We start from the raw sequence: 3232 nt of genomic DNA on the forward strand, positions 1-3232 counted from the left end.
GACAACAATAAATTGTACCGTTTTATGGTGTTTTGCACCGTTTTACGAGTCTCCCTGTAGTTGTGTCATGATTATATTTCGGGACTTACGCACTCTCCAAATGTCATGCTGAGCGAAACGCAGTGTAGCGAAGCATCTCGGAGATTCTATGTCTTTCAGACACGCTGCGCTAACGCTCCGCTAGCGCTACGCTCAGAATGACAGAATCTCGTTCTAATTGCGTAAGTCCTATATTTGTCTCCATTCAATATGGGGGTTTATAAAGCGATCGCTTATCCAATTGGCCCTGGAAGCGATCGCTTTTTGCTGTCTCTTGCAGCAATATATGTATCATAACTCATATTGCAGATAATTGCTATCTTAAAAACATTAAAAGTAATTGCATAAGTATATGTTAGAATCTAAAAGCAGATTATAGGATATGAAAGAGATGATGGAGATAGCGACGTGAGCAAACGATTTACTGTAACTCTTCCAGACTCAGTATTTGAAGATTTAGAGGTATTGGCAGATACACAAGGCAGACCAACAGCCAATCTTGCAGGTTTTTTAATTGAAATTGGTATCAAACAAATTAAAGAACGCGGCGAATTCCCAGAAAAACCAACCAGAAAAACCAAAAACCTCCAAAGCCAAGAAGGCTAATACCAATTCAAAATTCAAAATTCAAAATTCAAAATGAAGAAAACCGAGACGAAACTTGGGTTTGGGAGTGTGTATCTGTCGCATTCTTTTTTCAAATTGGTATAAGGAGGACAGATGAAAGGATTTTACTCGCGAACGAGTGTTTGATACTCGCGAACAAGTGTTTGTAACTTACGAACAAGCGTTTATAACTTACGAACAAGCGTTTATAACTTACGAATAAGCGTTTGTAACTTACGAATAAGCGTTTGTAACTTACGAACAAGCGTTTGTAACTTACGAATAAGCGTTTGTAACTCAATACAGTTCAGTTAAGCATTTCTTTCTTCTCTTTGTGTCCTTTGCGTTCTTTGCGGTTCGTTCAAAAAATTGACTTTGACAAAGAGTTTTAGCCTTAACTGAACCGTATTGGTTTATAACTTACGAATAAGCATTTGTAACTTACGAACAAGCGTTTTTAGTATATCTCCGCCCGTAAGCAAGTGCAAGTTTTCTAATTCTATTCTTGCATCTTCCAGTTCTTCTGCATCTTTCTCAGCAGCAGCAGCTTCCACCAGTAACCAAGGAATCCCAGCATTAGCAAATAAACTTAGTAAACAACCTAACTCTTGAGCAGACTCACTTAATTCTTCCCAACTTAATTCAAAAGCAGCCGCTACTCCACGTTTTATACTTAGAGTCCAAGTGGGATCATTTTCCTTGACTTCTAAAGAAGGATGCCCTAGCCCTTTTTCCTCCAAGCGTCGCAGCATTTCTGCCAAAGATATTTTACGTTTTTTTACATACCGCCCGACTAATTGCAACGCCAAAGGTAAGTAGCCTAAACGCTGAACGAGTTCTTTTGCTTTTATTGATTCTTGGGAGTCGTTTTCTTCTCCAATGAATTGAGTCAGTAATGAGAGTGCATCTTCCTCCGGCAAAACTTCCAAAAACAGAGAACCACGATTATCTAACTTGAGTCGTGTTGTTATCAGTACTTTAAACTGGGATGGTTGTGGTGGTAGTAATGGTTTTATGTGACTGTAATTTTTCACATCATCCACAACCACAAGCGTGTTTCCTTGCTGCCAATGCTGCCAACACCAGCGTACCCGTTCTGGTAAATCCAAATCTTCTGGCGGCTGCAAACCCAAATGTATTCTCGCAAATTGTATGATCTGCAAACCAATATCTTCTTCTCTTGCGCGTAGCCAGCAGATTCCACCAGGGTAAGTGTCCAACTGTAAGTGTAGCAGTGAATATTGGATTGCTAATTCTGTTTTCCCAACTCCCCCGATACCTTCAACAGCAGTAATGACGACTTCATTATTGGGTTGTAACTGTTGGTGGAGGCGTTCTAATTCCTTTTCTCGTCCGACAAACTTCTCTGTGTTACTGGGGGGAATGTTTTGGGGTATCTTTCGTGCTTGAAACTGCCCCTCTGAACTTGCACCGGAGTTTAAAGGGGCTGCTGAGGGTTTGCGGTGTTCTGCGGATTTGTTTGTTGTTGCAGAGGAATTAAATCATCTGCTGGAGGTAAAGGTTTTTGGGATGGGAAGCATTCTTTAATAAATCTTTTGACACCCAAATAGACTTTGCTATCTCCTGGTTTCGGTTTAGCAATGGAGTTATGGTCTGCGTCTACCGCAATTGGTTGTACGTTTCTAATACCAGGATTAGCACTACTCTCGTTTACAATTAAAACACCGTTCGTTGGGTTCGTTTCATAATAAACTTTTGTTTTAATCCCTAATGTATCAACTTTTTGGCGGTACCATTCATTAAGTCGGCGTAATTCGTCATTATCAGCTATTAATTCTCTGACATTAACCGTAAAAAAGCTTGCGAAAGCTTGTGTCCATTTAGCAACATCAGAACCAAGGTGCGGAGTAGATAAAAATACAATTCCTTGAGTAGATTGAAAAACTGCTTTTTTACTTTCAACCTCTAAAAAAGATTCCACAACATTCAACATTTTCTTGACAAGTAAGCCACCCATACTATGAGTGACGAAAACTATCGGACGCTCACCTATGCTAAAATTTTCTAAATCATCTAAAAAATTACTAGCTTGGTCAAAAAGTGGCATAGCTGAACCATTCGCTCTCAACCGTGCCGCACTGTAGCCAAAAGTCCAAATTCCAACATCTACTAAATCGTCCCCCAGCCAAGTTAACCAAAAATTATCTTTTTGGTAATCCCTATCTCCTGGATTTTGCCAATGCCAAGTATTGCGCGCATGACCTGCCAACCCATGAACAAAAATTATATCACCCCGCCGACTGGGGTTGTCGCATCCTGATATTTTAATCAAACCAGTTATGTTGCTTTCTTCATTTGGCTGCGAATTGTCAGAGGGTTTGCGACCAAACATACTAGCTTTCCTTAGATCAACAGCAATTCTGTAATCACCACCCAACCGACGGATAACAGCCAGAGCAATTTCAGCAGATCTTACAGTATCCATGCGTTAGCGCCTTGCGCGGCTCCCTGCTGGAGCATCGCCCACCGTCGGATGTATTATGCAGTTAAAATTGAATAATCAAGCCTCGTGTCTCAATTGCTCAAGAGAAACGATAACGTCAACACCCCTGCCTAAAGGCGAGGG

General features: G+C 40.7%; 3 protein-coding genes. 1 reads left to right on the forward strand and 2 read right to left on the reverse strand.

Features of this window, described 5'->3' with window-relative positions; all coding sequences use genetic code 11:
* Positions 1 to 447: 447 nt before the first annotated feature.
* The gene (locus DP117_RS33975) at positions 448 to 645 is read left to right on the forward strand and encodes a hypothetical protein (protein ID WP_169222549.1); all 198 of its coding nucleotides are present in this window, start codon (positions 448 to 450) and stop codon (positions 643 to 645) included.
* A gap of 413 nt (positions 646 to 1058) precedes the next feature.
* Here DP117_RS33975 and DP117_RS33980 read toward each other — a convergent pair whose 3' ends face one another.
* Entirely contained in the window at positions 1059 to 2042 is a 984-nt protein-coding gene (locus DP117_RS33980) for an NB-ARC domain-containing protein (protein WP_169222550.1), read from the reverse strand.
* A gap of 41 nt (positions 2043 to 2083) precedes the next feature.
* Complete coding sequence (locus tag DP117_RS33985) at positions 2084 to 3091, reverse strand: DUF829 domain-containing protein (protein WP_211176527.1); 1008 nt, start codon at positions 3089 to 3091, stop codon at positions 2084 to 2086.
* Between the last annotated feature and the right edge of the window lie 141 nt (positions 3092 to 3232).

This window comes from Brasilonema sp. UFV-L1 (assembly GCF_012912105.1).
In the GTDB taxonomy this organism is placed as follows: Bacteria; Cyanobacteriota; Cyanobacteriia; order Cyanobacteriales; family Nostocaceae; genus Brasilonema.

Bases quoted from the DNA above. Each gene is read 5' to 3' on its own strand.
- DP117_RS33985 (WP_211176527.1), bottom strand. From the start codon at position 3,091: ATGGATACTGTAAGATCTGCTGAAATTGCTCTGGCTGTTATCCGTCGG.